This window comes from Pseudomonas moorei, from assembly GCF_008801475.1.
In the GTDB taxonomy this organism is placed as follows: domain Bacteria; phylum Pseudomonadota; class Gammaproteobacteria; order Pseudomonadales; family Pseudomonadaceae; genus Aquipseudomonas; species Aquipseudomonas moorei.
Window position 1 is genome coordinate 133,442 of the sequence record NZ_VZPP01000010.1, and the last position, 25,488, is coordinate 158,929.

Annotated in this window: 22 protein-coding genes; 8 read left to right on the forward strand and 14 right to left on the reverse strand. The window is 59.9% G+C overall.

Annotated features, from left to right (window positions below; all coding sequences use genetic code 11):
- Window positions 1-46: 46 nt before the first annotated feature.
- The 5 genes from rng to mreB form a co-directional block, all read right to left on the reverse strand.
- Window positions 47-1,504, reverse strand: coding sequence for a ribonuclease G (gene rng / locus F7R06_RS20235; RefSeq protein ID WP_090316078.1), 1,458 nt, complete (start codon window positions 1,502-1,504; stop codon window positions 47-49).
- 57 nt (window positions 1,505-1,561) lie between these two features.
- Complete coding sequence (locus F7R06_RS20240) at window positions 1,562-2,158, reverse strand: Maf family protein (protein WP_090316075.1); 597 nt, start codon at window positions 2,156-2,158, stop codon at window positions 1,562-1,564.
- Window positions 2,159-2,202: 44 nt separating this feature from the next.
- A complete protein-coding gene (gene mreD, locus F7R06_RS20245) occupies window positions 2,203-2,694 on the reverse strand; it encodes a rod shape-determining protein MreD (RefSeq protein WP_090316072.1) in 492 nt (163 codons plus the stop codon).
- Window positions 2,694-3,824, reverse strand: coding sequence for a rod shape-determining protein MreC (gene mreC / locus F7R06_RS20250; protein WP_090316069.1), 1,131 nt, complete (start codon window positions 3,822-3,824; stop codon window positions 2,694-2,696). Before mreC ends, mreD begins: the two co-directional genes overlap by 1 nt.
- A gap of 142 nt (window positions 3,825-3,966) precedes the next feature.
- A complete protein-coding gene (gene mreB, locus F7R06_RS20255) occupies window positions 3,967-5,004 on the reverse strand; it encodes a rod shape-determining protein MreB (protein WP_002555108.1) in 1,038 nt (345 codons plus the stop codon).
- Between the two features lie 211 nt (window positions 5,005-5,215).
- Here mreB and gatC point away from each other — a divergent pair, with 211 nt between their 5' ends.
- From gatC to F7R06_RS20285, 6 genes are all read left to right on the forward strand, one after another.
- Window positions 5,216-5,503, forward strand: coding sequence for an Asp-tRNA(Asn)/Glu-tRNA(Gln) amidotransferase subunit GatC (gene gatC / locus F7R06_RS20260; RefSeq protein WP_047537661.1), 288 nt, complete (start codon window positions 5,216-5,218; stop codon window positions 5,501-5,503).
- 16 nt (window positions 5,504-5,519) lie between these two features.
- Window positions 5,520-6,971 carry an Asp-tRNA(Asn)/Glu-tRNA(Gln) amidotransferase subunit GatA gene (gatA, locus tag F7R06_RS20265; RefSeq protein ID WP_090316068.1) on the forward strand — a complete coding sequence of 484 codons (1,452 nt, stop codon included), beginning with the start codon at window positions 5,520-5,522 and terminating at the stop codon, window positions 6,969-6,971.
- Window positions 6,972-6,981: 10 nt separating this feature from the next.
- Window positions 6,982-8,427, forward strand: a complete 1,446-nt coding sequence (gatB, locus tag F7R06_RS20270) for an Asp-tRNA(Asn)/Glu-tRNA(Gln) amidotransferase subunit GatB (RefSeq protein WP_090316065.1) — start codon at window positions 6,982-6,984, stop codon at window positions 8,425-8,427.
- 143 nt (window positions 8,428-8,570) lie between these two features.
- Complete coding sequence (locus tag F7R06_RS20275) at window positions 8,571-8,945, forward strand: septal ring lytic transglycosylase RlpA family protein (protein WP_090316063.1); 375 nt, start codon at window positions 8,571-8,573, stop codon at window positions 8,943-8,945.
- A gap of 50 nt (window positions 8,946-8,995) precedes the next feature.
- Entirely contained in the window at window positions 8,996-10,057 is a 1,062-nt protein-coding gene (locus F7R06_RS20280) for a calcium/sodium antiporter (protein WP_090316061.1), read from the forward strand.
- Entirely contained in the window at window positions 10,054-10,434 is a 381-nt protein-coding gene (locus F7R06_RS20285) for a carboxymuconolactone decarboxylase family protein (RefSeq protein WP_047537646.1), read from the forward strand. Before F7R06_RS20280 ends, F7R06_RS20285 begins: the two co-directional genes overlap by 4 nt.
- Before the next feature lie 125 nt (window positions 10,435-10,559).
- Here F7R06_RS20285 and F7R06_RS20290 read toward each other — a convergent pair whose 3' ends face one another.
- The 9 genes from F7R06_RS20290 to F7R06_RS20330 form a co-directional block, all read right to left on the reverse strand.
- Complete coding sequence (locus F7R06_RS20290) at window positions 10,560-11,501, reverse strand: AEC family transporter (RefSeq protein ID WP_090316058.1); 942 nt, start codon at window positions 11,499-11,501, stop codon at window positions 10,560-10,562.
- Window positions 11,502-11,686: 185 nt separating this feature from the next.
- Window positions 11,687-13,240 carry a galactarate dehydratase gene (gene garD / locus F7R06_RS20295; protein ID WP_090316055.1) on the reverse strand — a complete coding sequence of 518 codons (1,554 nt, stop codon included), beginning with the start codon at window positions 13,238-13,240 and terminating at the stop codon, window positions 11,687-11,689.
- Between the two features lie 11 nt (window positions 13,241-13,251).
- The gene (locus F7R06_RS20300) at window positions 13,252-14,619 is read right to left on the reverse strand and encodes an MFS transporter (protein ID WP_090316052.1); all 1,368 of its coding nucleotides are present in this window, start codon (window positions 14,617-14,619) and stop codon (window positions 13,252-13,254) included.
- A 165-nt stretch (window positions 14,620-14,784) separates the two neighbouring features.
- Window positions 14,785-16,230, reverse strand: a complete 1,446-nt coding sequence (locus F7R06_RS20305; protein WP_090316051.1) for an aldehyde dehydrogenase family protein — start codon at window positions 16,228-16,230, stop codon at window positions 14,785-14,787.
- A 75-nt stretch (window positions 16,231-16,305) separates the two neighbouring features.
- On the reverse strand, window positions 16,306-17,217 hold the full coding sequence (kdgD, locus tag F7R06_RS20310; protein ID WP_090316050.1) for a 5-dehydro-4-deoxyglucarate dehydratase: 912 nt from the start codon (window positions 17,215-17,217) through the stop codon (window positions 16,306-16,308).
- A gap of 400 nt (window positions 17,218-17,617) precedes the next feature.
- On the reverse strand, window positions 17,618-18,367 hold the full coding sequence (locus F7R06_RS20315; protein WP_174552465.1) for a FadR/GntR family transcriptional regulator: 750 nt from the start codon (window positions 18,365-18,367) through the stop codon (window positions 17,618-17,620).
- A gap of 118 nt (window positions 18,368-18,485) precedes the next feature.
- Window positions 18,486-20,213, reverse strand: coding sequence for an ABC transporter ATP-binding protein/permease (locus F7R06_RS20320; RefSeq protein WP_090316046.1), 1,728 nt, complete (start codon window positions 20,211-20,213; stop codon window positions 18,486-18,488).
- Window positions 20,214-20,310: 97 nt separating this feature from the next.
- Entirely contained in the window at window positions 20,311-20,871 is a 561-nt protein-coding gene (locus F7R06_RS20325; RefSeq protein ID WP_047537624.1) for a response regulator transcription factor, read from the reverse strand.
- Window positions 20,864-22,126 carry an ATP-binding protein gene (locus F7R06_RS20330; protein ID WP_090316043.1) on the reverse strand — a complete coding sequence of 421 codons (1,263 nt, stop codon included), beginning with the start codon at window positions 22,124-22,126 and terminating at the stop codon, window positions 20,864-20,866. Before F7R06_RS20330 ends, F7R06_RS20325 begins: the two co-directional genes overlap by 8 nt.
- A gap of 303 nt (window positions 22,127-22,429) precedes the next feature.
- On the opposite strand from F7R06_RS20330, the gene F7R06_RS20335 reads away from it, so the two are divergent.
- The gene (locus F7R06_RS20335; RefSeq protein WP_090316040.1) at window positions 22,430-23,146 is read left to right on the forward strand and encodes an SIMPL domain-containing protein; all 717 of its coding nucleotides are present in this window, start codon (window positions 22,430-22,432) and stop codon (window positions 23,144-23,146) included.
- Window positions 23,147-23,617: 471 nt separating this feature from the next.
- Window positions 23,618-25,243 carry an ABC transporter substrate-binding protein gene (locus tag F7R06_RS20340; RefSeq protein ID WP_090316037.1) on the forward strand — a complete coding sequence of 542 codons (1,626 nt, stop codon included), beginning with the start codon at window positions 23,618-23,620 and terminating at the stop codon, window positions 25,241-25,243.
- The last annotated feature ends 245 nt before the right edge of the window (window positions 25,244-25,488 follow it).

Consider the following 25,488-nt stretch of genomic DNA (forward strand, 5'->3'; position numbering starts at 1 on the left):
CAAAAAGCTGAGGCCAGCCGTTCAGGAAAAGTTAAAACACAGCAGTTCAGAGCAGCACCACGTCGTATTGTTCCTGGGAATACATGGTTTCCACCTGGAACCGAATCGTGCGGCCGATAAACCCTTCAAGCTCGGCGACATTGCCTGACTCCTCATCGAGCAGACGATCGACAACTTTCTGGTTCGCCAATACACGATAGCCTTCCGCCTGATAGGCGCGAGCCTCTCGGAGAATTTCCCGGAAGATTTCGTAGCAAACGGTTTCCGGGGTCTTCAACTTGCCGCGGCCCTGGCAACTGCTGCACGGCTCGCACAGGACTTGTTCGAGGCTTTCACGGGTGCGTTTACGGGTCATCTGCACCAGGCCCAACTCGGTGATACCGATGATGTTGGTCTTGGCGTGGTCACGCTCCAATTGTTTCTCGAGCGTGCGCAGCACTTGACGCTGGTGCTCTTCATCTTCCATGTCGATGAAGTCAATGATGATGATCCCGCCCAGATTACGCAGGCGCAATTGCCGAGCAATCGCGGTCGCGGCCTCGAGATTGGTCTTGAAGATGGTTTCTTCCAGATTGCGATGACCGACGAACGCCCCGGTGTTGACGTCGATGGTGCTCATGGCTTCCGCCGGGTCGACCACCAGATAACCACCAGACTTCAGCGGGACTTTGCGTTCCAGTGCTTTCTGGATTTCGTCTTCGACGCCGTACAGGTCAAAAATCGGCCGCTCGCCGGGATAATGTTCCAGACGATCGGCAATCTCCGGCATCAGTTCGGCGACGAACTGCATGGTTTTCTGGAAGGTTTCCCGGGAGTCGATGCGAATTTTTTCGATCTTCGGGCTCACCAGGTCACGCAAGGTACGCAGCGCGAGACCAAGATCTTCGTAAATCACACTCGGTGCGCTGATGGTTTTGATCTGCGCATTGATCTGATCCCAGAGTCGGCGTAGGTAGCGGATGTCCATGAGGATTTCATCGGCACCAGCGCCTTCCGCCGCGGTACGCAGGATGAAACCGCCCGCCTCCTTGATGCCTTCTTTGGCGACGCAATCGGAGACCACCTGCTTGAGACGCTCACGCTCGGCTTCATCTTCGATTTTCAGTGAAATGCCGACATGAGCCGTGCGCGGCATGTAGACCAGATAGCGCGAAGGAATCGACAGCTGGGTGGTCAATCGCGCGCCTTTGGAGCCGATCGGGTCCTTGGTGACTTGCACCACCAGGCTCTGGCCTTCATGAACCAGGGCGCTGATACTCTCGACCGCCGGGCCTTCGCGCAGGGAAATTTCCGAAGCATGAATGAATGCGGCACGATCCAGGCCAATGTCGACGAAAGCGGCCTGCATACCGGGTAATACCCGCACGACCTTGCCTTTATAGATATTGCCAACGATGCCGCGCTTTTGCGTACGTTCGACGTGGACCTCTTGCAGGACACCGTTTTCAACCACCGCCACGCGCGATTCCATCGGCGTGATGTTGATCAGGATCTCTTCACTCATGGCAGGGTCTCGTTCAGGCATGTTCACGGTAATGGCCACATCTGGTCAGTACGACGCTCAACGCGCGTTATAGGTTTGCCAACAGGGTATGCCGAAATGGCCCAGCAGTTCTGCGGTTTCGCACAGCGGCAAGCCAACCACCGCTGAGTAACTTCCATTGAGCCCGGCGACAAACACCGCACCCAGTCCTTGTATTCCATAACCACCGGCCTTGTCCCTCGGCTCGCCGCTGGCCCAGTAGGCCGCCGCTTCATCGCTGCCTATCAGACGAAAGCGCACCACGCTACGCACCACCCGTGACTCGCAACGCTCACCGTCGAGCAAAGCGATCGCCGTCAGGACTTCATGCTCACACCCGGACAACATCATTAGCATGGCGCAAGCGTCAGCTTCATCAACCGGCTTGCCAAGAATTTTCCCGTCCAGCACCACGGCGGTATCGGCCCCTAGTACGCAGAACGGAAGGTCGGACCGCACGACAGCGCGCCCGGCCGCAGCCTTGCCGCGCGCCAGGCGCTCGACATAGGCCGATGGGGATTCGTGGGGTAATGGCGTTTCGTCGATGTCCGCACTGACGGCGGAAAAGGGTACGCCGATCTGCGTAAGCAGTTCACGTCGACGCGGTGAGCCAGAGGCGAGGTACAGCGGCTTCATCAAGACATCTCCCTTGTCATGGTGTGGGCAAATGCCTGACCGAATCAGTTGATTTTGTAGCGTCGACGCAATCCGCGCAAACCGTAGCTGACCCAAGGCCAGAGCAAGGCGCTGACCAGTGCCGGCAACACCAGTGCCAGCGTGGGTTGACGATTGCCGGTCAGGGCACTGAGCCATAGCTGAACCAGCTGTGCGAGACCGAAGATCACCAGGATAACCAGGCTTTGTTGCCACATCGGGAACATCCGCAAGCGTTGTTGCAGCGCCAGCACCAGGTAGGTGATTAACGTCAGGATCAAGGCATTCTGCCCCAGTAGCGTGCCATAGAGCACATCCTCGGTCAGGCCCAGGCACCACGCGGTGACCATCCCGACTTTCTGCGGCAGGGTCAATGCCCAGAACGCCAGCAGCAAGGCCAGCCAAAGAGGACGGAGGATTTCCATGAATTGCGGCAACGGCGATACACTGAGCAGCAAGCCGATGGCGAAGGTCAGCCAGACGATCCAGCCGTTTCGGGAGGCTTTGACACCAGCCATTATTCTCGTCCCCCAGGGGTAGCCGGCGCGGAGACAGCCGGTTTGGCCGCAGGCTTCACCACGGCGGGTTGAGCCGTCGGCGGCTTGGATGGCGCCGGTGCCGTCGCGGACGGCTTCGGATGTTTAACCCCAGGTTTGGCCGGGGCTGTGGCCGCCGGCGCGGTGGCTGGCGCTGCCGGGGTCGCCGGGGCAGCCGGAGCCGGAACGATGGCCGGTTTGGGCACGGTCGCCGGAATGATCGGCCCACCGCCCTGCGCATCCAGGGATTCCTGCGCCTGGGCAGCGTCGTTGGCACGCTCTTCCGGGGTACGGGTGTCGCTGAACACCAGCAGCAGGTAACGGCTGCGGTTCAGCGCAGCCGTCGGCACGGCGCGAACAATGGCGAACGGCTGGCCGGAGTCGTGAATCACTTCCTTGACCGTTGCGACCGGGTAACCGGCCGGGAAGCGCTGGCCAAGGCCGGAGCTGACCAGCAGATCACCTTCCTTGATGTCAGCGGTATCAGCCACATGACGCAGCTCCAGGCGCTCCGGATTGCCCGTGCCGCTGGCGATCGCCCGCAGGCCGTTGCGGTTGACCTGCACCGGAATGCTGTGGGTGGAATCGGTCAGCAACAGGACGCGGGAGGTGTACGGCATCAACTCGACCACTTGCCCCATCAGGCCGCGGGCATCGAGCACCGGCTGGCCGAGGACGACGCCGTCACGCTCGCCCTTGTTGATGATGATCCGATGGGTAAAGGGATTGGGGTCCATGCCGATCAGCTCGGCCACCTCGACCTTCTCGTTCACCAGCGCCGAAGAGTTGAGCAACTCGCGCAGCCGAACGTTCTGCTCGGTCAGGGCGGCAAGCTTTTGCATGCGCCCCTGCAATAGCAGGTTCTCGGTCTTGAGTTTTTCGTTTTCGGCGACGAGTTCGGTCCGGCTGCCAAACTGGCTGGCCACGCCTTGCCATAGCCGCTGCGGCAGGTCGGTGATCCAGTAGGACTGCATCAACACCAGCGACATCTGGCTACGCACTGGCTTGAGCAGTGTGAAGCGGGCATCGACCACCATCAGCGCGATCGAAAGCACGACCAGCACCAACACGCGCACGCCCAGTGAGGGACCTTTGGAGAAAAGCGGTTTAATAAGCCGCTCCTCCCAGGCAAATGTTCTCTTTACTCATACGGCATCAAACCGGCCTGGATGCAGACGACAGAAGATAAACGCGAACAGGCAGCACTGCAAAGTGCCGCCTGCGCGCTCAACAGCATAGAGGCAATCCGGCGACTTATTCGCTGGAGAGCAGGTCCATGGTGTGTTTATCCATCATTTCCAGGGCACGGCCACCGCCGCGAGCAACGCAGGTCAGCGGGTCTTCGGCGACGATCACCGGCAGACCGGTTTCCTGGGCCAGCAACTTGTCGAGGTCACGCAGCAAGGCGCCACCACCGGTCAGGACCAGGCCACGCTCGGCGATGTCGGAAGCCAGTTCCGGAGGCGATTGCTCCAGCGCGCTCTTCACGGCCTGAACGATGGTGGCCAGGGACTCTTGCAGAGCTTCCAGCACTTCGTTGGAGTTCAGGGTGAACGCACGTGGAACGCCTTCAGCCAGGTTACGGCCACGTACGTCGACTTCACGCACTTCGCCGCCCGGGTAGGCCGTACCGATTTCCTGCTTGATGCGCTCGGCAGTCGATTCACCGATCAGGCTGCCGTAGTTGCGACGCACGTAAGTGATGATCGCTTCGTCGAAGCGGTCGCCGCCCACACGCACGGATTCGGCATACACCACACCGTTCAGGGAGATCAGGGCGATTTCAGTGGTACCACCACCGATATCCACGACCATCGAACCGCGAGCTTCTTCAACCGGCAGGCCGGCACCGATCGCAGCGGCCATTGGCTCTTCGATCAGGAACACTTCACGGGCACCGGCACCGAGGGCCGATTCACGGATGGCACGACGCTCAACCTGGGTGGATTTGCACGGAACGCAGATCAAAACACGAGGGCTGGGCTGCAGGAAGCTGTTTTCGTGAACCTTGTTGATGAAGTACTGCAGCATCTTTTCGCACACGCTGAAGTCGGCGATCACGCCGTCTTTCATCGGACGAATGGCAGCAATGTTGCCCGGCGTACGGCCCAACATGCGCTTCGCTTCGGTGCCGACAGCAACGACACTTTTCTGGTTACCGTGTGTCCGAATAGCCACAACGGAGGGCTCATTCAGGACGATACCGCGCTCGCGCACGTAAATAAGGGTGTTGGCAGTGCCCAGGTCAATGGAAAGATCGCTGGAAAACATGCCACGCAGTTTCTTGAACATGGGAAAGGGACCCTAGGCAACGCGTGGGTAAAAAAGTGCGGCAAACTCTAACAACGACAGGGATTTTGGGCAAGGCGCCAATATGTTAAATTGGCCGCTTTTCTGTGCACCAAGCCCCACAATCGCGGCCTTATGACCGTAGAAGTGCGGTAGTGTTCCGACAATCTAACACACGGACGCCGTCCGTTCTGTTTTCCACTGGAGAATCCCAATGGCGCTTGAACGCTCCGACGTGGAAAAAATCGCTCATCTGGCCTGTCTGGGCCTCAATGAAGCCGATCTTCCACACATCACTTCGGCCCTCAACAGTATTCTCGGGCTGGTCGACGAAATGCAGGCGGTCAATACCGACGGTATCGAACCGCTCGCCCACCCACTGGAAGCCAGCCAGCGCCTGCGTGCAGACGTCGTGACCGAGACCAACCATCGCGAGGCTTACCAGTCCATCGCACCAGCGGTCGAAAACGGCCTGTACCTGGTTCCGAAAGTCATCGACTAAAGGGAAAGAGCCTGCAATGCATCAATTGACTCTGGCCGAGATCGCCCGCGGACTCGCCGATAAAAAGTTTTCTTCCGAAGAGCTGACCAAAGTCCTGCTGGCGCGCATCGCCCAGCTCGATCCACAGCTCAACAGTTTCATCAGCCTCACCGAGGACCTGGCGCTCACGCAGGCGAAAGCCGCTGACGCCCGCCGGGCCAATGGTGAGAGCGGTGCCCTGCTCGGCGCGCCGATCGCTCACAAAGACCTGTTCTGCACCCAGGGCATCCGCACCAGCTGCGGCTCGAAGATGCTCGACAACTTTAAAGCACCGTACGACGCCACCGTCGTCGCCAAGCTGGCCGCCGCCGGGGCCGTGACCCTGGGCAAGACCAACATGGACGAATTCGCCATGGGTTCGGCCAACGAGTCGAGCTACTACGGCGCCGTGAAAAACCCGTGGAACCTCGAATACGTGCCTGGCGGCTCGTCCGGCGGTTCGGCCGCGGCCGTTGCCGCTCGTCTGTTGCCGGCAGCCACCGGCACCGACACCGGCGGTTCCATTCGTCAGCCCGCCGCATTGACCAACCTTACCGGTCTGAAACCGACGTACGGTCGCGTTTCGCGCTGGGGCATGATCGCCTACGCCTCGAGCCTCGATCAGGGTGGCCCGTTGGCGCGCACTGCTGAAGACTGCGCAATTTTGCTGCAAGGCATGGCCGGTTTCGACCCGAACGACTCCACCAGCATCGACGAGCCCGTGCCGGACTACAGCGCCAGCCTCAACGGCTCGCTGCAAGGCCTGCGCATTGGCGTGCCTAAAGAGTATTTCGGCGCCGGTCTCGACCCACGCATTGCCGACCTGATCCACAACAGCGTCAAGGAGCTGGAAAAGCTCGGTGCCGTGGTCAAGGAAATCAGCCTGCCGAACATGCAGCACGCGATCCCTGCGTACTATGTGATCGCCCCGGCGGAAGCTTCTTCCAACCTGTCGCGTTTCGACGGCGTGCGCTTCGGCTACCGCTGTGAAAACCCGGTCAACCTGATGGACCTGTACAAACGCTCCCGTGGCGAAGGCTTCGGTCCGGAAGTGCAGCGCCGGATCATGGTCGGCGCCTACGCACTGTCGGCCGGTTACTACGACGCCTATTACTTGAAGGCGCAGAAGATCCGTCGCTTGATCAAGAACGACTTCATGGCGGCCTTCAACGAGGTCGACATCATCCTCGGCCCAACCACGCCGAACCCGGCCTGGAAGCTTGGCGCCAAGAACAGCGACCCGGTCGCTGCGTACCTGGAAGACGTCTACACCATCACCGCCAACCTCGCTGGCCTGCCGGGCTTGTCCATGCCTGCCGGTTTTGTCGATGGCCTGCCGGTCGGCGTGCAATTGCTCGCTCCGTACTTCCAGGAAGGTCGCCTGTTGAACGTTGCCCACCAGTATCAGCTACACACTGACTGGCACACCCGCACCCCAACCGGCTTCTGAGGAGACACACATGCAATGGGAAGTCGTGATCGGGCTGGAGATTCATACCCAGCTCACCACCCGGTCGAAAATCTTTTCCGGTAGTTCCACCACGTTCGGCTCCGAGCCGAACACCCAGGCCAGCCTGATCGACCTGGGCATGCCCGGCGTACTGCCGGTGCTGAACCAGGAAGCGGTGCGCATGGCGGTGATGTTCGGTCTGGCGATTGACGCCGAGATCGGCCAGCACAACGTGTTCGCCCGCAAGAACTACTTCTACCCGGACCTGCCCAAGGGCTATCAGATCAGCCAGATGGAGCTGCCGATCGTCGGCAAGGGCCACCTGGACATCGCCCTGGAAGACGGCACGGTCAAACGTGTCGGCATCACCCGCGCGCACCTGGAAGAAGACGCCGGCAAGAGCCTGCACGAAGAGTTCAACGGTGCCACCGGCATCGACCTGAACCGTGCCGGCACGCCGCTGCTGGAAATCGTTTCCGAGCCGGACATGCGCAGCGCCAAGGAAGCCGTGGCCTACGTCAAGGCGATCCACGCACTGGTGCGTTACCTGGGCATCTGCGACGGCAACATGGCCGAGGGCTCGCTGCGTTGCGACTGCAACGTGTCGATCCGTCCGAAAGGCCAGGTCGAGTTCGGTACTCGCTGCGAGATCAAGAACGTCAACTCGTTCCGCTTCATCGAGAAGGCGATCAACAGCGAAATCCAGCGCCAGATCGAATTGATCGAAGACGGCGGCAAAGTGATCCAGCAAACCCGCCTGTACGATCCGAACAAGGACGAGACCCGTCCGATGCGCAGCAAAGAGGAAGCCAACGACTACCGTTACTTCCCCGATCCGGACCTGCTGCCGGTCGTGATTGAAAACGCGTTCCTCGACGACGTGCGCGCCACCCTGCCGGAATTGCCCCCGCAGAAACGCGAGCGTTTCCAGGAGCAGTTCGGTCTGTCGGTATACGACGCCAACGTGCTGGCCACCAGCCGCGAGCAGGCGGACTACTTCGAGCAAGTCGCAAGCATCAGCGGCGACGCCAAGCTGGCCGCCAACTGGGTGATGGTCGAATTGGGCAGCCTGCTCAACAAACAAGGCCTGGACATCGAAGCGTCACCGGTTTCCGCCGAACAACTGGGCGGCATGCTGCTGCGGATCAAGGACAACACCATCTCGGGCAAGATCGCCAAGGTGGTGTTTGAAGCCATGGCCAACGGCGAAGGCAGCGCGGACGAGATCATCGACAAGCGCGGTCTGAAGCAAGTGACCGACACTGGCGCCATCTCGGCAGTGCTCGACGAAATGCTCGCGGCCAACGCTGAACAGGTCGAGCAGTACCGTGCGGCAGACGAGGCCAAGCGCGGCAAGATGTTCGGCTTCTTCGTCGGCCAGGCCATGAAAGCCTCCAAAGGCAAGGCCAACCCGCAACAGGTGAACGAATTGCTGAAAAGCAAGCTCGAAGGCTGATAGAAATGGAGCCAGTTTTTAAACCTGGCTCAAAACCTGGTAGGAGCGAGCCTGCTCGCGATGGAATGTCAGTTGGCCCCGATGTAGCTGACCCTCCATCGCGAGCTGGCTCGCTCCTACAGTTGTTTCGGGAAACCTTTGAAATGAAACGTTTGCTCGGCGCCTGCGCCCTCCTTTCCCTCCTCGCCGGCTGCGCCAGCAACGATATCGTCGACCCACACGGCTACGATAAGACCGGCATGGCCTCGTACTACGGCGCCAAACACCAGGGTAAACGCACCGCCAGCGGCGAGCGTTTCGACAAGAACTCCCTGACCGCCGCCCATCGCCAACTGCCGTTCGGCACGCGGGTGAAGGTCACCAACCTGAATAACGACAAATCCTGCGTGGTCCGCATCAACGATCGCGGGCCGCATACCCGTGGGCGCCTGATTGACCTGTCCCACGAGGCCGCCGAACGCCTGGGCATGCTCAAGAGCGGCACCGCACGGGTTCGCGTGCAAGCCCTCGACGACTGACAAACGGAGCGCTGACCATCTTCGGATTAGCCGATTTACCCCTGATCAGCGTGATCGAATTGCTCAGCGGGCTGGTGCTATTGATTGCCGGCGCCGAACTGATGGTACGTGCCGCCGTGCGCCTGGCTGCGGGCCTGCATGTGCGACCGCTGATCATCGGCCTGACCATCGTCGCCCTTGGCAGCAGCGCACCGCAGATGGCCATCAGCCTGCAAGCCACCCTGGCGCATAACGCCGACATCGCCGTCGGCAGCGTGATCGGCAGCAGCATTTTCAATATCCTCGTAACCCTCGGCCTGTCGGCGCTGATCATCCCCCTGCGGGTCTCACGGCAACTGGTGCGCCTGGATATTCCGCTGATGATCGGCGCCAGCCTGCTGGTGTTCGTACTGGCCTGGAATGAAGAGCTGACCCGCGCCGATGGCATCATCCTGCTGACAGCCTTGCTGCTGTACCTGGGCCTGTTGCTGCGTCAGTCGAAGCACTCGGCGCGTCCGCATTCGACTCATGAGCACCCTGGCCAAGCGCCATGGTTGAAAAGCCTGCTGATGATCGGTGGCGGTCTGGTGATGCTGATCTACGCCGGTCATTTGCTCTTGGGCGCAGCCGTAGCGGTCGCCACAGATCTGGGACTGTCGGAGCGGATCATCGGCCTGACCATCGTCGCCATCAGCACGTCCCTGCCGGAGCTCGCCACCTCGCTGATCGCCGCGTTGCGGGGTGAACGGGAAATTGCCGTGGGCAACGTCATTGGCAGCAACCTGTTCAACCTGTTGGGCGTCCTGGGCTTTACGGCGTTGATTGCGCCGACACCGCTGTCGGTATCGCCCAATGCCCTGGATTTTGACTTGCCGGTGATGCTCGGCGTCGCCGCGCTGTGTCTGCCGGTGTTCTATTCCGGCTACCGGGTGACCCGCGCCGAAGGCCTGCTGTTTTTGGGTTTGTACCTGGCTTACGGGCTGCACGTAGTGTCGTTCACCACGGGCATGCCATTGGCGGGCAAGCTTGAACACCTGATGCTGTTTTTCGTCCTGCCGGCGCTGGTGGCGTTTTTGCTGTTCACGTCGCTGCGCGCCTGGCGTCGCCAACACCACAAGAGGGAATTGCCATGACCGAGAATAAAAAGACCGGCGTTGAAGTACGCCGCCAAGTGATGGGCGACGCCTTCGTCGACCGCGCGCTGGGCAATGCCACCGAGTTCACCCAGCCGCTGCAGGATTTCGTCAACGAACACGCCTGGGGTAGTGTCTGGAGCCGCGAAGGCTTGCCGCTTAAAACCCGCAGCCTGATTACCCTCGCCGCCCTGACTGCACTGAAGTGCCCGCAGGAATTGAAAGGCCATGTGCGCGGTGCGCTGAACAACGGCTGCACCGTGGAAGAAATTCGCGAAGCGCTGCTGCATTGCGCGGTGTATGCCGGCGTGCCGGCGGCGATCGATGCGTTCCGGGCGGCGCAGGAAGTGATTGATACCTACCAGAAGCCGGAATGAAACCGCGAACAATGCGGTGATTGATCGACCGTTATCGCGAGCAGGCCCGCTCCCACAGGGGGATGCATTCCAAATGTGGGAGCATGCTCGCGATGAGCCCCTGAAGAGCACTGCCTCTTCAGCGACTAGATCCACCCACCCCACTGCAACAAAAAGATCCCGATGTTGGTGGTGACCGCCGCCATCAGCGTGGTGATGACGATGATCGCCGCCGCCAGTTCATGATTGCCATTGGCCGCACGGGCCATGACAAAACTGGCCGCCGCCGTCGGGCTGCCGAAGTACAGGAACAGAATCCCCAGCTCCGCACCACGAAAGCCCCAGAGCCACGCGCCGAGCGTTGCCAGTATCGGCAGGCCGAGCATCTTCACCAGGCTTGAACTCAGCGCCATCGAACCGCTCTTGCGCATTGCCGCCAGCGACAGCGTGCCGCCAATGCAGATCAACGCCAACGGCAGGGTGGTCTGCGCCAGGTATTGACCGGAGGTTTCCAGCCATCCCGGCAAACCGATCTTGAAGTAGGCAAAAGGTGCCGCCGAGATCACGCTGATGATCAGCGGATTGCTGAACACGCTTTTGCAAATGCTCCACGGATCGGACTTGATCACCGGGCTATAGACAGCCAGCACGATGGTCGACAGCGTGTTGTAGAACAGGATCACCAGCGCCGCGAGAATCGCCCCCAGGGAAATGCCGTAATCGCCGTACATGCTCGCCGCCAGCGCCAGGCCAATGACCCCGTTGTTACCGCGAAAAGCACCCTGGGTGTAGATCCCGCGGTCTTCGCGCGGGCACTTGAATATCGCCCAGCCCCAGGCGATGGCAAAGCCCACCAGGGTGGCGAGGGAGAAGTAGATGAGCAGCGCCGGCTGCAGCGCGGCGTGCAGGTCGGCATGCAGGATGCCGAGAAACAGCAACGCCGGCATGCTGACGTTGAACACCAGCGCCGACGCAGTGTGGATGAAGTTATCGTTGATCCAATTGATGCGCTTGAGCAGCACCCCCAGAAACAGCATGGCGAACACCGGGGCGGTGATATTCAGGGTTTCGAGGAAAATGGCCAGCATGCCGGAGTGGACCTTGAGGTGGGCGTCGTTAGGGGGCTAATGATAAGCCAGCAAGTCCCTCGGCGTCTGGTAGAACGCTATCGCTGGCAAGCCAGTTCCCACAGGCTCCTCGGTGTTCATACGTCTTATGCAACGCAGAAGATTCCTGTGGGAGCTGGCTTGCCAGCGATGCAGGCAACGCGATCTCAGGTAATCGGCGCCGGATTGAACAAGGTGATGTCGTTATGCAGCTTGTGCTTTTCGGCCCACGTCTGCTTCTTGCCACTGGCCACGTCCAGGTAGTAGTGGAACAACTCCCAGCCCAGCTCTTCGATGGAGGCGCGTCCGGTGGCGATTCGCCCGGCGTCGATGTCGATCAGGTCTGGCCAACGCTGCGCCAGTTCAGTCCGGGTCGATACCTTCACCACGGGTGCCATGGCCAATCCATAGGGTGTGCCACGACCGGTGGTGAACACGTGCAGGTTCATCCCCGCCGCCAGCTGCAACGTCCCGCAGACAAAGTCGCTGGCTGGCGTTGCGCAGAAGATCAGGCCTTTGTCCTTGAAGCGCTCGCCTGGGCCGAGCACGCCGGTAATGGCGCTGCTGCCAGACTTGACGATCGAGCCCAGGGATTTCTCGACAATGTTCGACAACCCGCCCTTCTTGTTGCCCGGCGTGGTGTTGGCGCTGCGATCCGCTTCCCCCTTGGCCAGGTAACGGTCATACCAGTCCATTTCCCGAACCAGTTCCTGAGCGACTTCCCTGGTTTGAGCACGCGAGGTCAGCAAGTAGATCGCATCGCGCACTTCGGTGACTTCGGAGAACATCACCGTCGCCCCCGCACGCAGCAGCAAGTCCGAGGCGTAGCCCAGGGCCGGGTTAGCGGTGATCCCGGAGAACGCATCACTGCCGCCGCATTGCATGCCCAGGATCAGCTCGGACGCCGGCACGGTTTCCCGACGGCGCTGATCGAGCTTCTTCAAACGGGTTTCGGCCAGCGCCATGATCTGCTCGATCATCTCGGTAAAACCGTGGCTGGAGTCCTGCAGGCGATACAACCAGGGCTCGCTCAAATCCACCGAACTGTCGTTCTCGTGCATCACCTGCCCGGCCTGCAACTTCTCGCAGCCCAGGCTTATCACCAACGCCTCGCCACCCAGGTTCGGGTTGCGCGCCAGATTGCGCACGGTGCGAATCGGGATGTAGGCGTCGGTGGCGGTGATTGCCACGCCACAGCCGTAACTGTGAGTCAGCGCCACCACGTCATCGACGTTCGGGTACTTGGGCAGCAGTTCGTCCTTGATGCGCTTGACCGCATGGTCCAGCACGCCGGTGACACACTGCACCGTGGTCGTGATGCCGAGAATGTTACGCGTGCCAACCGTACCGTCGGCGTTGCGATAACCCTCGAAGGTAAACCCCTCCAGCGGCGCTTGCGCGGCCGGCACTTCGGTGGACAGCGGCAGGCTGTCCAGCGGCGGCGCGGTGGGCATGCGCAGTTGGTCTTCCTTGACCCAGCTGCCGCGCGGGATCGGCTGCAAGGCGTAGCCAATGGTCTGGCCGTAACGAATCACCTGGCCACCCTCGGGTATGTCTACCAGGGTGACTTTGTGGCTCTGTGGCACGAAATCCACGGTGACCAGGCCATCGGCAAACTCGGTGCCGGCCGGCACGCCCTGATCGTTGACCACGATCACTACGTTGTCCCGCTCGTGCAGGCGGATGTAGCGCGGCGAGTCGGAATGTTCAATCAACTGCATGACGCCGCTCCTCAGGAATGCGCTTGAGACAATTTGTTATTCATTTCAGGACCGCCCATCGGTGGTTCTTTGAGCACCACGCGTTTAATCGGACCGACGATGACCAGATAGCTGAACACCGCGACCAATGCGTTGCAACCGACAAACACCAATGCCCACTTGAACGATCCGGTCGAACTGATGATGTAACCGATCACGATCGGGGTGGTGATCGAGGCGAGGTTGCCAAACATGTTGAACAGGCCACCGCTCAAACCGGCGATCTGTTTCGGTGAAGTATCGGAGACCACCGCCCAGCCCAGCGCGCCCACACCCTTGCCGAAGAACGCCAGGGCCATGAAGCCTACGACCATCCATTCGATATCGACGTAGTTACACGCCACGATGCTGCTGGAAACCAGCAGGCCGGCGATGATCGGTGCCTTGCGGGCGAACGTCAGGGAGTGGCCCTTGCGCAGCAGGTAGTCGGAAATCACCCCGCCGAGCACGCCACCGATGAAGCCACAGATCGCCGGCAACGAAGCAATGAAACCGGCCTTGAGGATGGTCATGCCGCGCTCCTGCACCAGGTACACCGGGAACCAGGTCAGGAAGAAGTAAGTGATGCCGTTGATGCAGTATTGCCCGAGGTAAACACCGAGCATCATGCGGTTGGTCAGCAACTGGCGAATGTAGTCCCACTTTGGCCCGTCGACCTTTTTGCCCTTGCCTTTGTCCTGGTCCATGTCGACCATGCCGCCGTTCTCGGCAATGTGCTTGAACTCGGCGTCGTTGATCATCGGGTGCTGGCGCGGGCTGTGGATAACTTTCAGCCAGATCAGCGAGAACACGATGCCGATGCTGCCCATCACGACAAACACGTGCTGCCAGCCAAAGGTGTAGACGATCCAGCCCATGAGCGGCGCGAACAGCACCGTGGCGAAGTATTGCGCGGAGTTGAAGATCGCCGATGCCGTACCGCGTTCAGCGGTCGGGAACCAGGCCGCCACGATGCGAGCGTTGCCAGGGAAGGATGGCGCTTCGGCCAAGCCCACCAGGAAGCGCAGCATGAACAGCGCCACGATTGCCGTGGACATGCCGAACTCACCGACATAGCCCTGCAGGACGGTGAACACCGACCAGGTGAAGATGCTCAAGGCATAGATTTTTTTCGAGCCGAAACGGTCCAGCAACCAGCCACCGGGAATTTGCCCGGCCACGTAGGCCCAACCGAATGCAGAGAAGATATAGCCGAGGGTGACCGCGTCGATGCCGAGGTCTTTTTGCAGGCTGGAGCCGGCAATGGCGATGGTAGCGCGGTCGGCGTAGTTGATCGTGGTCACCAGGAACAGCATGAGCAAGATCAAATAGCGGACGTGAGTCGGCTTGGTCGATGGCATGTAGATGTACTCCCACTGATTATTTTTATGCGCGGGTGAAACGGGTACGGTCCCTGTAGGAACGTGCCTGCTCGCGATGGTGGTCAACGATGACGCGGGGTATCAGGTTGTGCGTCGCGTCCTGGAGACCATCGCGAGCAAGCTCGCTCCTACAGGGGTATTGCGTTATGAGCCGATGTAGCTGGTCTTCACGACCGTGTAGAACTCTTGCGCATAGCGCCCTTGCTCACGCGAGCCATAGGACGAACCTTTACGCCCACCGAACGGAACGTGGTAATCCACGCCAGCGGTCGGCAGGTTGACCATCACCATCCCGGCCTGGGAGTGGCGCTTGAAGTGGTTGGCGTACTTCAACGAAGTGGTGGCGATGCCCGCCGACAGACCGAATTCGGTGTCGTTGGCCATGGCCAGTGCCGCCTCATAATCAGCGACGCGAACCACGTTGGCCACCGGGCCGAAGATTTCTTCACGGCTGATGCGCATCGCGGCTTCGCTGTCGGCAAACAGGGTTGGCGCGAGGTAGTAGCCCTCGGTGTCGCAGGTCACTAAACCACCGCCACTGACCAGACGCGCACCTTCGGACTGGCCGATGTCGATGTACTTCATGTCCTGTTCAAGCTGGGCTTGCGAAACCACCGGACCAATGTCGGTTCCCGATTTCAAGGCGTGGCCGACCTTGATCGACTTCATGCGCTCGGCCATGGCTTCGACGAACTTGTCGTGGATACCGGCGGTGACGATGAAGCGGCTCGATGCAGTGCAACGCTGGCCGGTGGAGTAGAACGCGCTCTGCACCGACAGCTCGACCGCTTGCTTGAGGTCGGCGTCGTCGAGAATGATCTGCGGGTTCTTGCCGCCCATTTCCAGCTGGACCTTGGCCTGGCGCGATACGCAGCTGACAGCGATCTGACGACCGACACCCACGGAACCGGTGAAGCTGATGCCGTCGACTTTCGGGCTGTGGACCAGTGCATCGCCCACTACGCGGCCGCTGCCCATCACCAGGTTGAACACGCCGGCGGGGAAGCCTGCGCGGGAGATGATTTCCGCCAGAGCCCAGGCGCAACCGGGCACCAGGTCCGCAGGCTTGAGCACAACGCAGTTGCCGTAGGCCAGGGCCGGGGCGATTTTCCACGACGGAATGGCAATCGGGAAGTTCCACGGGGTGATCAGGCCGACCACACCCAATGCTTCGCAAGTGACTTCAACGTTGACGCCCGGACGCACCGACGGCAGGTAGTCGCCGGACAGGCGTAGGCATTCACCGGCGAAGAACTTGAAGATGTTGCCGGCGCGGGTCACTTCGCCAATGGCTTCGGGCAGGGTCTTGCCCTCTTCCCGAGCCAGCAGGGTGCCGAGCTCTTCGCGACGAGCGAGAATTTCCGTGCCGACTTTATCCAGGGAATCGTGACGCGCCTGAATGCCGGAAGTGGACCACGACGGGAACGCGGCACGGGCAGCATCGATGGCGGCATGGACCTGGGCCAGGTCAGCCTTGGCGTAGTCGCCGATGGCATCGCTCAGCTCGGACGGGTTGATGTTGGTCGAGTAATCGCTGGCCGCGACCCATTCGCCGTTGATGTAGTTGTCGAAACGCTTTGCATTTGCCACGGGACTGCCCTCGAAACAAAAAGATCTCACGCAAAAGGCCGCTGAATGCTCAGCGGCCCCGTTAAATCAGATGTGTTACTGCGCGCCCTGCTTGTCGATCAGCGCGGCGAGCATTTCGAACTCTTCGCCCGTCAGATCGGTCAGCGGCGCACGCACCGGACCTGCGTCGTACCCGGCAATTTTTGCCCCGGCCTTGACGATGCTCACGGCGTAACCGGCCTTGCGGTTACGGATGTCCAGGTACGGCAGGAAGAAGTCGTCGATGATCTTGCCAGCGGTGGCGTGATCGTCACGAGCGATCGCGTGATAGAAGTCCATCGCGGTTTTCGGGATGAAGTTGAATACCGCCGAGGAGTAGACCGGCACGCCCAAAGCCTTGTAGGCAGCGGCGTAGACTTCGGCGGTCGGCAAGCCGCCCAGGTAGCTGAAACGGTCACCGAGGCGGCGACGGATCGACACCATCAACTCGATATCACCCAGGCCGTCCTTGTAGCCGATCAGGTTCGGGCAGCGCTCGGCCAGACGTTCCAGCAGCGGCGCGTTCAGGCGGCAAACGTTGCGGTTGTAAACCACGACACCGATGTTGACCGATTTACACACGGCTTCAACGTGGGCGGCAACACCGTCCTGGCTGGCTTCGGTCAGGTAGTGCGGCAGCAGCAACAAGCCTTTGGCACCCAGGCGCTCGGCTTCTTGTGCGTATTCGATGGCTTGACGGGTCGAACCGCCAACACCGGCCAGGATCGGTACGCTGGAGGCGCAGGTGTCGACGGCCGTCTTGATGATTTCCGAATACTCGCTGGCCGCCAGAGAGAAGAACTCACCGGTGCCGCCTGCGGCGAACAGAGCCGAGGCGCCGTATGGGGCCAGCCATTCAAGACGTTTGATGTAGCCAGCGCGATGGAAGTCGCCCTGAGCATTGAAATCGGTGACCGGGAAAGACAACAGGCCGGAGGAGAGGATGGACTTCAGTTCTTGTGGATTCATTATTCGAACACCCTGGGTAACGACGTTTGTGTGTGAGGAAAACCGTTCAGCTTTCGCCGAGTTGTAGGTCATCGTACAACTTAAAAAATAACCGTCAACTGCATTTCATCGCTGCGGGTGAAAATTGTTCGACAAGAGTCAGGCGAGATAGGAGTTTCTGCGGTTATTGGGGGCAGGAAAAGCGGGGCGCAGGCCGCCTCGACAGAGATACGTTGTCAGAAGATTGATGGACCGAGCAAACAAGCTGGAGGGTGTGGGAAATGGCTGATGGCCCCATCGCGAGCAAGCTCCCACACAGGGATTTGGGTGCGCACGACGAGTGTTCACCGCAAGTCAAATGTGAGAGCGAGCCTGCTCGCGATAGCGGTCGATCAGGCAGACGATCAAGCGGAGTTGAAAACTACCCCCGCTGCGCCTCAGCCTCTTCATGGGCATGACGCAACCGTTCACGGCTGTTGGTCAGGTGCAGGCGCATGGCGGCACGGGCCGCATCGGAATCCTGGCGGGCAATCGCATCGTAGATTTCTTCGTGCTCGCGGCTCAGGCGATTCATGTAGTGCTGCTGGTCGTCATGGGCCAGTCGCGCGGAATTGAGGCGGGTGCGCGGAATGATGCTGGTGCCCAGGTGGGTCATGATATCCGTGAAGTAGCGGTTGCCGGTCGACAGGGCAATTTGCAGGTGGAACTGGAAGTCCGAGGCCACCGCATCGCCGGCATGGGAGACGCTTTCATTCAAGGCATCCAGTGCCGCGCGCATCAACGCCAACTGCTCGGGGGTACGGCGCTGTGCTGCCAGCCCGGCGGACTCCACCTCCAGACTGATGCGCAGCTCCAGAATGGCCAGCACATCACGCAAGGTCACTACTGTCGCCGGATCAATGCGAAAACCGCTCGGGCTCGGGGTATCGAGGACGAAGGTGCCGATACCGTGACGGGTTTCCACCTGCCCCGCCGCCTGCAGACGGGAAATCGCCTCGCGCACCACCGTGCGGCTGACGCCATGGGCATCCATGATCGCCGACTCGGTGGGTAACTTGTCACCACGCTTGAGGTGACCGTCGCGGATCTGCTCGGACAGCACCGTCACCAGCTCCTGCGCGAGACTGCGGCGCTTGCGAGGGAGGCGTGGTGCGTCGTTCGGGTTTTCCATGGTGAACATCTGTCTCGAAAAATTCGGTTGAAACCGCATCATAGCTCAACGCGGTTGTACGATCACCCATCCCCCTGCGTAGGAGCGAGCAGGCTCGCTCCTACAGGACGCGTGGTGTTTATGCGGTCACTGCCTGGTCCACCAGGTGGCCATTCTCGATACGAATGTGCCGTGGATGGAAACGCTTGAGACTGCTGCGATGGCCGACGCTGATGATGCTCAGTCCCGGCAACTCGTCGATCAGGGCCTGATACAGCGACGCTTCATCCTCTTCATCCATCGCCGAGGTCGCTTCGTCCATGTACAACCATTGCGGCGCATAAATCAGGGCGCGGGCAAAGGCCAGGCGCTGCTGCTCACCGGGCGACAGCAGGCGCTGCCAGTGATTGGCTTCATCAAGACGAGCGACCAGATGGGGCAGGCGACAAGTTTCCAGTACGTGCACGTAGCGCTCGTTCGGGTAGGTATCGCCGGCCTGTGGATAACTCAGCGCCTCACGCAACGTGCCAATCGGCAGGTAGGGTTTTTGCGGCAGGAATAGGTAACGCGCGGCCGGCAGGCGAATACTGCCGTGGCCCGCCGGCCACAAATGCCCCATCGCCCGCAGCAAGGTCGACTTGCCGCTGCCGGAGCGACCGCTGAGCATCACACGCTCGCCCTCCTCCACATTCATCTCGGCATTGGTCAGCAGGTGGCGACCGTCAGCAAGATCAAGGCCGAGGTTGTGCACCCGCAATGCGTCCCCTTGATTCTGCACGTCGATGGCCGGGACACGCTCTTCGTTGTCGGCCATGGCCTGACGGAAGCTCAACAAACGATCACAGGTGGCGCGCCATGAGGCGAGGTCCTGGTACGCACTGATAAACCAGCTGAAACTCTCCTGAACGTTGCCGAAAGCCGAGCTGATTTGCATCAGTTCACCGAGCTCGATCTTGCCGGAGAAGTAACGCGGCGCCGCAACCATGAACGGAAAGATGATCGCTATCTGGGTGTAACCGGAAGTGAAGAACGTCAGGCGCTTGGACACCTTCATGATGTCCCAGAAGTTATGCCAGACCATCCCGAAACGACCGCTCAGGCGGCGGTTTTCGTTGGGTTCGCCGTTGTATAACGCAATGCTTTCGGCATTTTCACGAACCCGGACCATGGAGAAACGCAGGTCGGCTTCGAAGCGTTGTTGTTGGTTGTTCAGGCCGATCAAACGACGACCGATCAAATGCGTCAGCCAACTGCCGACCGCGGCATACACCAGCACACACCAGAACATGTAGCCGGGAATGGTGAAACCGAGCACTTCAATGCTGCCCGATACGCCCCACAGAATGATCGAAAACGACACCAGGCTGACGATGTTACGAATCAGCCCAAGGCCCAGGCTCAGGGTGTTTGAGGTGAAGTTATTGAGGTCTTCCGATATCCGCTGGTCCGGGTTATCGGTGTAACCGCCCTGCTCCAGCCGATAGTAATTTTTGTCGCCGAGCCAGCGGGCGAAATACTTTTCGGTGAGCCAGGCCCGCCAGCGAATGGTCAGCATCTGGGTCAGGTAAAGGCGGTACACCGCACCGATGATCGCCACGGCGGCAATGGCGCAGAAATACAGAATCAGGGTCCAGAACGACGCCTCATCCTTCTTCTGCAGGGCGTTATAGAAATCCTTGTACCAGGTGTTGAACCACACCGAGATCCCGACGCTGATCAGCGAGAGTGCAATCACGGCGATCAGCAACGTCCAGGCCTTGCCCTTCTCCTCGCTACGCCAGTAAGGCGTGGTCATCGCCCACACTTTGCGAAAAAACTGCCCGCGCACCGCATCGTTGACCGCGGAATATTCAGCGTTCTGATTCATGGAAAAGGCTCGATAAAGAAAAGAACATGCTCGAACCGATCATAGATGATCGGTTCGATTTGTCGCGAGGAGCGGCCGGCATTCGTTCAGCACAGGTTCAGCGACGAACGGGGCGCTTCTGCAATTTGCGCTGCAACGTGCGACGGTGCATGCCAAGGGCGCGGGCCGTGGCGGAAATGTTGCCTTCGTGTTCGGTCAACACGCGCTGGATGTGCTCCCATTGCAGACGGTCGACCGACATCGGGTTCTCCGGCACCAGGCTGTCGAGGTCGGCGTGTTCGGACAGCAGCGCCGCCAATACGTCATCGGCATCCGCCGGTTTGCACAGGTAGTTGCAGGCGCCGCGCTTGATCGCCTCGACGGCGGTGGCGATGCTCGAGTAACCGGTGAGGATCACCACGCGCATTTCCGGGTCCATTTCCAGCAACTTGGGCAACAGCACCAGGCCCGAGTCACCGTCCATTTTCAGGTCCAGAGCGGCGTAATCCGGCAGATCGGCCTGGGCCATCGCGAGGCCTTCTTCGGCGGAACCGGCGGTGCTGACGCGAAAACCACGGCGAGCCATGGCGCGGGCCATGACGCGGGTAAATGTTGCATCGTCATCGACCAGCAGCAAATGCGGCAGCTCTTCGCCTTCGACTTGGATTTCGTCACTCATGTTGGTCTCCTCGGGCGACACGGGGCAGGCGCAGCTCGGTGAGCGTGCCGCCTTCCTCATGACTGTAGAGTTTCACTGAGCCGCCCGCGCGTGTCACGCTGGCCTTGCTCAAAAACAGGCCCAGGCCGAAGCCTTTGCCCTTGGTGGTAAAAAACGGCTTGCCGATCTGCTCGGCAATGGCCAGCGGCACCCCGGCGCCGTGGTCGCGGATGCTGATCGTCAGGTTTTCCGCATCCCAGTCCAGCGTCACTTGCAGGCCTTCGGGGCAGGCATCCGCTGCATTGTTGAGCAAATTCAGCAGGGCTTGGGTCAGGTCCGGGGGGGGCGCCATGCGCGGCACTTCGCCCTGACCCAGGCGCTGGAAGCGATAGCTGGCCTCGGGACGCATCAGATGCCAGCGATTGAGCGCCTCGTCGAGCCAGTCGGTCACGTCCTGCATTTCCACCGCCAGGCGGCGATTGGCTTCCGCCGCCCGAACAAGCTGCTGCAAGGTTTCCTTGCACAGCTTGACCTGATCCTGCAACACGCTGAGGTCGTCCTGCAACATCGGGTCGTGGTGGTCTTGACGCATCTCCTTGAGCAACACGCTCATGGTCGCCAGTGGGGTGCCCAGTTCATGGGCGGCACCGGCCGCCTGGGTGGCCACGGCCAGCAATTGCTGATCGCGCAGCCCTTCTTCCCGGCGAATGGCGCGCAGTTCTTCCTGGCGACGCAATTCTTCGGCCATGCGCGCGGCGAAGAAAGTGATCACCGCCGCGGCAAGGGCAAAACTCAGCCACATCCCGTACACCTGCAGGTTTTCCCGAGCGATCGGGAAGGTTTGCAATGGATAAAAGCGCGCCAGCAACAGGGTGTACATGGTCAACGCGATACCGGACAGGATCACCGAATAACGCCACGGCAAGGTCACCGCCGCGATGGTCAGTGGCACCAGGTAATAGGACACGAACGGGTTGGTCGAGCCACCCGAGAAGTACAGCAAGGCACTGTGGATAAACAGGTCGCAGGCCAGTTGCACGGCGTATTCGAGCTCTGTCACCGGCCATGAGGTACGCAGGCGAATCGCCGTGAACGTACACAGCAACATTGAGCAACCGAGGGTCGCCGCCAGCTGGAACCAGGGCAGCGGCAGCAATTGAAGCCAGTAGGCCAGGCCCACCGAGCCGGCTTGGGCGGCCAGCACCAAAGTGCGGATGAACGTCAGCCGCCAGAGATTCTGGCGAGTTGCGGAGGTGATTTGAACGGGGGCGAGCATGAGCTCTCCTGATGAGCGCTCCAGGCGGATCGCAGGGAGTATAACCAAGCACGGGGGCTGACAGGCAAAAGTGCGGCAAACGGCCACATGCAGGAGCGAGCCTGCTCGCGATGGTCGTCAACGATGACGCTGGAAACCTAGCCCCCCTCGGTGCTCTCAGGTTCATCGCGAGCAGGCTCGCTTACAGGGGGCATGTGTATCTGTATAGAAGTTGTAACTGTGCGAACCGGATCGTAGCGGCTAGAGTCTGATGGTTTCACGCAGGCCCGGAACACACCCCTGCGCATCACCCAAGGAGCTTTCATGCACACATTCCGCCGCAGCGCCGCCCTTCTCGCCCTGAGCATTGGCACGATCGCCAGCCTCCCGGCCCTGGCGGCCGACGAGCTTCATTACAACCAGATTTCCCTGCGCGCCGAAGTCAGTCAGGAAGTGGCTCGCGACCTGATGATCGTGACGCTCTACACCGAAGAACAAAACAGCGACCCGGCTAAACTAGCCGCCGACGTCAGCACCACCATGAACAAGGCGCTGGCCCAGGCCAAGCAGGTTAAAGACATTACCCTGCGCCAGGGCAGCCGCAACAGCTACCCGATCTATGACACCAAGGGTCAAAAAATCACTGGGTGGCGTGAACGCGCCGAACTGCGCCTGGAAAGCTCGGACTTCGCCGCACTGTCGAAACTCACCGGCGAACTGCTCACCGACTTGAAGATGGGCGGCATGGACTTCGCCATCGCCACGCCAACCCGCAAGGCCAGTGAAGACGCCCTGCTCAAGGAAGCCGTGACTGCGTTCAAGGCCCGCGCCCAATTAGCCACCGATGCGCTGGGAGGCAAAGACTACAAAATCGTCAACCTGAACCTCAACAGCAACGGCTACCCGCAACCTTATATGCGCGCACCGATGATGATGAAAGCGGCAGCCATGGATGCGGCGTCGGTGACGCCGGATGTCGAAGCCGGAACCAGCCAGGTCAGCATGACCGCCGATGGCTCGATTGAAGTGCTGATGCCTTGATTCGATAAACGGCACGCAAAACGGCGACCACTTCGGTGATCGCCGTTTTTTTTCGGACAGCTTTTATAAGTGAGCTATAAATGAATAGGCAAACAGCGCGAAATCGCTGGTTGCACCGAGGTACAACTCAAGATCATCCGCTAACGTTGGAGCAACAATAACCAGTCGCACTTGGGCCATACCCACCTCAGGTCCGGGGTATATATAAGTAACACCCGCCCCAACCGGGAGCATTCATAGATTTAAAATGCACCGAAAAAGGGCACGGCTTGTAAGGTAAAAATACTGCGCAAACGGTCAAATGCGTCAAAATTTATACCAATGCGACATTAAGGTACGTTCGTGCCACTGTTTAACGCCTGTAGTCGCTCTGGATCTTGCATTGGGTATGGCCCCTGCATAAGTATCCGCAGGCACGACTCACGAGGTCGTCCTCAAAATCAAAAAATGACAACAAATCATGAGGCCACCATGCTTAAACACGCGGTCATTCCGTTTCTATTAGGTGCCGGCTTACTAGCTGCCGCACCTTTCGCCCAAGCTGCGACTAACCTGGTGTTCTGCTCCGAAGGGAGCCCGGCCGGTTTCGATCCGGGTCAATACACCACCGGAACCGACTTCGACGCCTCTGCAGAAACCATGTTTAACCGTCTGACCCAGTTCGAGCGCGGCGGCACCGCCGTAGTTCCTGGGCTAGCGACCAAGTGGGATGTCTCCGAAGACGGCCTGACTTACACCTTCCACCTGCGTGAAGGTGTCAAGTTCCATACAACCCCGTACTTCAAGCCGACTCGTGAGTTCAACGCCGACGACGTGCTGTTCACCTTTAATCGCATGATTAACAAGGATGACCCGTTCCGCAAAGCGTACCCGACCGAATTCCCGTACTTCACCGACATGGGGATGGATACCAACATCACCAAGATCGATAAAGTCGACGACCACACCGTCAAGTTCACCCTCAAAGACGTCGATGCCGCGTTCATCCAGAACATGGCCATGAGCTTCGCCTCGATCCAGTCCGCCGAGTACGCTGCCCAGCTGCTCAAGGAAGGCAAGGCCGCCGACATCAACCAGAAGCCGGTCGGCACTGGTCCGTTCGTGTTCAAGAGCTACCAGAAAGACTCCAACATCCGCTACACCGGGAACAAGGACTACTGGAAGCCTGAAGACGTCAAGATCGACAACCTGATCTTCGCCATCACCACCGACCCGTCGGTACGCATTCAGAAGCTGAAGAAGAACGAGTGCCAGGTCACGCTGTTCCCGCGTCCGGCCGACCTGAAGGCGCTGCGCGAAGACAAGACCCTGAAGCTGCCTGACCAGGCGGGTTTCAACCTGGGTTACATCGCGTACAACGTCATGGACAAGATCAAGGGCAGTGATCAGCCAAACCCGCTGGCTCAACTGAAAGTGCGTCAAGCACTGGACATGGCGGTCAACAAGCAACAGATCATCGACTCCGTGTACCAGGGTGCCGGTCAATTGGCCGTCAACGCCATGCCGCCAACCCAGTGGTCCTACGACACCACCATCAAGGACGCACCGTACAATCCTGAGAAAGCCAAAGAGCTGCTCAAGGAAGCGGGCGTCAAAGAGGGCACCGAAATCGTGCTCTGGGCGATGCCGGTACAGCGTCCATACAACCCGAACGCCAAACTGATGGCAGAAATGCTGCAGTCCGACTGGTCCAAGATCGGCCTCAAGGTCAAGATCCAGAGCTACGAGTGGGGCGAGTACATCAAGCGCTCCAAAGGTGGCGAGAACCAGGCAATGCTGATTGGCTGGAGCGGTGACAATGGTGATCCGGACAACTGGCTGAACGTGCTGTTCGGTTGCGACTCGCTGGAAGGCAACAACTTCTCCAAGTGGTGCTACAAGCCGTTTGACGACATCGTCAAGCAAGCCAAGCGCACCTCGGATCAGGCCAAGCGCACCGAACTGTACAAACAGGCGCAACACATCCTCAAAGATCAGACTCCAATGACACCTATCGCTCACTCGACGGTGTTCCAACCCATGCGCGCCGAAGTGCAGGACTTCAAGATCAGCCCGTTTGGCTTGAACTCCTTCTACGGTGTCAGCGTCAGCAAATAAGGTTCGGCGATGGCGACGTTTTTGACGTCGCCATCGCTTTATCTTCCGAGAAAGCAGGAATCTGCCTACATCCAAATCGTCTGCTAACTACAGCAGTCCGTTAGGACGCGTCGTCTTTTCCTACGAGTCTTTCAGGCTCTACGCATTTACTGCCAGACCCACGGCCCATACCGTCGGGATCTGACCAGTTCATGCGTGGGCCATCGGTTTTCGGCTGCACGTCATGGCTTGAAATCAGTGACGCC